At 73.0% G+C, this 4,815-nt stretch carries 3 protein-coding genes and 1 pseudogene; 2 read left to right on the forward strand and 2 right to left on the reverse strand.

The window, feature by feature from the left end; all coding sequences use genetic code 11:
• Nucleotides 1-112 precede the first annotated feature (112 nt).
• Nucleotides 113-1,327, forward strand: a complete 1,215-nt coding sequence (locus tag LE181_RS31370; protein ID WP_225664967.1) for a lysophospholipid acyltransferase family protein — start codon at nt 113-115, stop codon at nt 1,325-1,327.
• Between the two features lie 133 nt (nt 1,328-1,460).
• Here the strand turns inward: LE181_RS31370 and pruA are convergent, their stop codons facing one another.
• Nucleotides 1,461-3,092, reverse strand: a complete 1,632-nt coding sequence (gene pruA / locus LE181_RS31375; protein ID WP_225664963.1) for an L-glutamate gamma-semialdehyde dehydrogenase — start codon at nt 3,090-3,092, stop codon at nt 1,461-1,463.
• A gap of 42 nt (nt 3,093-3,134) precedes the next feature.
• Nucleotides 3,135-4,061, reverse strand: coding sequence for a proline dehydrogenase family protein (locus tag LE181_RS31380; RefSeq protein WP_225664966.1), 927 nt, complete (start codon nt 4,059-4,061; stop codon nt 3,135-3,137).
• Nucleotides 4,062-4,239: 178 nt separating this feature from the next.
• Between LE181_RS31380 and LE181_RS31385 the strand changes: the two are divergent.
• A pseudogene (locus tag LE181_RS31385) lies at nt 4,240-4,815 on the forward strand (PucR family transcriptional regulator); the annotation flags it as partial.

Below are 4,815 nucleotides of genomic sequence, written 5' to 3' on the forward strand. Positions count from 1 at the left end.
ACGGCCGGGCGCCGGCGTCGCGCGCGCCGTCGTCGGTCGCACGGCACGGCTCACGCGTGCCGTCCGCCGCGTCGGCGGCACGGCCGGCGTCGGCTCGCCGGCTGCCCGGCCCCTGGGCGCTGAGCCGAGTGCCGCCCCGGCATGTGCTTCGGGTCGACGCCCGGCCACCGCCGTCGCCGGTGCGTGGCTGCGGCGGGTGCTCTGGATGGTGGTGCTGAGCTGTTCCGGTGGGATCTCCCGGCAGGGGCGGCTGCCGCGTGGGGGATGCGTCGTCGTCGCCAACCACTCCTCGCACGCCGACACCGCCGCCCTGCTCGCCGCGCTCGACGCGCGCCACGCGCCGCTGATCGGCGCCGCCGCCGACTACTGGTTCGCCACGCCCTGGCGGCGGCGGATCTGCCGCCGGCTCGCCGCCGGGTTCCCCGTCCGGCGCACCGGCGGCGGCCTCGGCGACCTGCTCCTGCAGGCCGACGCCGCGCGGGCGGGGCGGGCCGTGGTGCTCTTCCCCGAGGGCACGCGCGGACGGGACGGCGGGCTCGGGGAGTTCCACCGGGGCGCACTGCTCCTCGCGGAGCGGGCCCACGTGCCCGTGGTGCCGGTGGGGATCGCCGGTACGGACCGGCTGCTGCCGAAGAACGGCCGGCTGCGGCCCGCCCCCGTCCGCGTGCGGATCGGGCAGCCGCTGTACGGCCCGGTCTCCCCCGAGCGGGCCCGTACGGCCGTCGCGGAGCTGGCGGCCGAAGCGGCGGCCCTGCCCGAGCGGGACTCGGCGCTGCGGCGCCGCATCGCGCGGGTCGTCACGGGGCGGTGGGGCGTTCCGCTCGCCTTCGCCTGGGCGGCGGCGGAGGCGCTGAGCTGGCCGCTGATGCCGGAGCTGTTCCTGGCCGTCGCCTGCGCCGCGGCCCCGCGTCCGGTGCTGCGGCTCTCGCTCGCCGCCCTGGCGGGCACGCTCGCGGGCGGGCTCCTCGCCCTGCACCTGGCCGCCTCCGGCGCCCACCTGCCGGCCCCGCTCACCACGGGGCGGATGCATGCGGAGGCCGTGCGTCAGCTCACGGTGGAGGGGGCGGACGCCGTGCGGCGCCAGCCGTGGAACGGCGTGCCCTTCAAGGTGTACGCGGCCGGGGCGGGCCGGGCCGGGGTGCCGGCCGGTGAGTTCGCCGCGTCGGCGGCGGGCGCCCGCTCCGTACGCACGGTGGGCGTGGGGGTCGCGTTCGCGGCGCTCGGCGCGGTGGGACGGCGCCTGCGCCGCCTGTACCCGCTGTACCTGGCGCTGCTGGGCACCGGTTTCGCCCTGGGGCTGGGCCTGATCGTCGCGGGATGGAGCTGAGGGCGGGGCCCGGCGACGCACGACCCGTACGGGCCGCCGGGCCTCCCGTACGGGCCCGAAGCCCGTGCCGCATATACCGCCGCCCCCGCCCGGCGTGGGGGCCGGGCGGGGGCGGAACTCGCGGAAGGGCAGGTCAGCCCATGTGCGGGTAGGTGTAGTCGGTCGGCGGGACCAGGGTCTCCTTGATGGAGCGGGTCGACACCCAACGCTGCAGGTTGCTCGCGGCACCGGCCTTGTCGTTGGTGCCCGAGGCGCGGCCGCCGCCGAAGGGCTGCTGGCCGACGACGGCGCCGGTCGACTTGTCGTTGATGTAGAAGTTGCCCGCGGCGAAGCGGAGCTTCTCCATCGCGTCGGCGGCCGCGTAACGGTCGCCGGCGATGATCGAGCCGGTCAGGGCGTACGCCGAGACGGACTCCATCTGGGCCAGCATCGCGTCGAAGTCGGCGTCCTCGTAGACGTGGACGGCGAGGATCGGGCCGAAGTACTCGGTCGTGAAGACCTCGTTCTCCGGGTCGCTGCACTCGATGACGGTCGGGCGGACGAAGTAGCCCACGGAGTCGTCGTACGTGCCGCCCGCGACGATCGTGCAGGTCGGGTCGGACTTGGCACGGTCGATCGCGGCCTTGTTCTTGGCGAACGAGCGGTCGTCGATGACGGCGCCGATGAAGTGCGACAGGTCGGTGACGTCACCCATGGTGATGCCGTCGACCTCGGCCGCGAACTCCTCCTTGAAGCCGTCCTCCCAGATGGAGCGGGGGATGTAGGCGCGGGAGGAGGCCGAGCACTTCTGGCCCTGGAACTCGAAGGAACCGCGGGTCAGCGCGGTCTTCAGGACGGCGCGGTCGGCGCTGGGGTGGGCGACGACGAAGTCCTTGCCGCCGGTCTCGCCGACCAGGCGCGGGTAGGACTTGTACTTCTCGATGTTGTTGCCGACCGTCTTCCACAGGTACTGGAAGGTCTTGGTCGAGCCGGTGAAGTGGATGCCGGCCAGCTCGGGGTGGTTCAGGGCCACCTCGGAGACGGCGATGCCGTCGCCGGTCACCAGGTTGATGACGCCCTTGGGCAGGCCGGCCTCCTCCAGCAGCTGCATGAGCAGCACGGCGGAGTGGGTCTGCGTCGGGGACGGCTTCCAGACGACCACGTTGCCCATGAGGGCGGGGGCGGTCGGCAGGTTGCCGGCGATGGCCGTGAAGTTGAACGGCGTGATCGCGTAGACGAAGCCCTCCAGCGGGCGGTGGTCGCTGCGGTTCCACACGCCGGCGGAGTTGGCGACCGGCTGCTCGGCGAGGATCTGGCGCGCGAAGTGCACGTTGAAGCGCCAGAAGTCGACGAGCTCGCAGGGGGTGTCGATCTCGGCCTGCTGGGCGGTCTTCGACTGGCCGAGCATGGTGGAGGCGGCCAGCGTCTCGCGCCAGGGGCCGGCCAGCAGCTCGGCGGCGCGCAGGATGATCGCGGCGCGGTCGTCGAAGGACATCGCACGCCAGGCCGGGGCGGCGGCGAGCGCGGCGTCGATCGCGTCCTGGGCGTCGGCCTGCGTGGCGTGGTGGAAGGTGCCGAGGACGGCGGCGTGGTTGTGCGGCTGGACGACCTTGAAGGGCTCGCCACCGCCCATCCGCTTCTCGCCGTTGATGGTCATCGGCAGGTCGATGGGGTTGGCCGCCAGCTCCTTGAGCTTGGCCTCAAGGCGGGCACGCTCGGGCGAGCCGGGGGCGTAGCTGTGCACCGGCTCGTTGACCGGGGCGGGGACCTGGGTCACAGCGTCCATGGGTTCCGTGTCTCCTTCGGGGCTTCGAGGGGGTTCGGGGGCTCAGCCCGTGGTGAGGATGGAGCGGGCGAAGAACAGCAGGTTCGCCGGCTTCTCGGCCAGGCGGCGCATGAAGTAGCCGTACCAGTCGGTGCCGAACGCCGTGTAGACGCGCATCCGGTGGCCCTCGGCGGCCAGGCGGACGTGCTCGTCACTGCGGATGCCGTACAGCATCTGGAACTCGTACTCGTCCAGCTTCCGGCCCGCCTGCCGGGCCAGCTCCTGTGTGATGGCGATCAGACGCGGGTCGTGCGATCCGATCATCGGGTAGCCGTCGCCCGCCATCAGGATCTTGATGATGCGGACGAACGCCTTGTCGATCTCGGCCTTGTCCTGGTACGCGACGGAGGCAGGCTCCTTGTACGCACCCTTCACGATACGCACACGGCTGCCGGCCGCGGCGAGCCTGTGGGCGTCGTCCTCGGTGCGGAAGAGGTACGCCTGGATGACGCAACCGGTCTGCGGGAAGTCCTTCCGCAGCTCCTCGTGGATGGCGAACATCGAGTCGAGGGTGGTGTGGTCCTCGGCGTCCAGCGTGACCGTCGTGCCGATGGCGGCGGCGGCCTCGACGACCGGGCGGACGTTGGCGAGCGCCAGCTCGTGGCCCCCCTCCAGGGCCTGGCCGAACATGGACAGCTTGACCGACATCTCGGCGCGGGCGCCCAGGCCCAGCTCCTTGAGGCGGTCGATCAGCTCCAGGTAGGCGTCGCGCGCGGCGTACGACTGCTCGACCGTGGTGATGTCCTCGCCCACGACGTCCAGGGTGACCTCAAGGCCCTTGGCCGAGGCGTCCTCGACGATCGGGATGACCTGGTCGACGGTCTCGCCCGCGATGAAGCGGGCGACGACCTGCTTGGTGCCCGGGGCAGCCGACACGAAACGCCGCATTTTGTCGCTGCGCGACGCAGCGAGGATCACGGGACCCAGCACGGGGCACCTCCACGATGACGGCCGCTCCACCTGGGATGACGGCATAAGTAACTCAACGTGAAACGTAGGGTTCACGCCACCGCGCTGCCCATCGACAGCTGTCACGCATCGGTGGCCGGGATCTCAGACAGATGTATGACAATGAGGTCCGACGGATACAGAAGGGAGCACGGCGCGCATGCGTGGCGAGTACCAGCAGCTCGTGGACGAGATCTCGGCGGCGCTCGGCGCTCCCGCGACCCTGGAGGACCGGGACTTCGGTCTGATCGCGTTCGGCGCCCACGGCGGCGACGACGATCTCGACCTGATGATGGACCCGGTCCGCACGCGGTCGATCCTGCAGCGGCGGTCGACGGCGGCGGTGCGGGCGTGGTTCGAGGCGTTCGGCATCGCCCGGGCCCAGGCGCCGCTGCGCATCCCGCCGGACCCGGCGGCGGGCGTGTTCAAGGGCCGCATCTGCCTGCCCGTGCGCCACCGCGGCGTGGTGCACGGCTATGTGTGGCTGCTGGACGACGAGCACCTGGCCGGGCTGGACCTGAGCGTGCCCTTCGCCGATCCGCGCCTCGCGCAGGCGATGGAGAGCGCGGCCCGCATCGGTGCGCTGCTGGCGGCGGAGGCGCGGGCCGGGGCGGAGCTCGGGGAGCTGCTGCGGGAGCTGCTGACGGCCCGGCCGGCCGGGCAGGAGGCGGCGCGCGGCGCGCTGCGCGAGGCGCTCGGCGCGGCGGCGGACGGGCCGCTGGCGCTGGTGGCGGTG

The organism is Streptomyces sichuanensis (assembly GCF_020328095.1).
Classification (GTDB): Bacteria; Actinomycetota; Actinomycetes; order Streptomycetales; family Streptomycetaceae; genus Streptomyces; species Streptomyces cinnamoneus.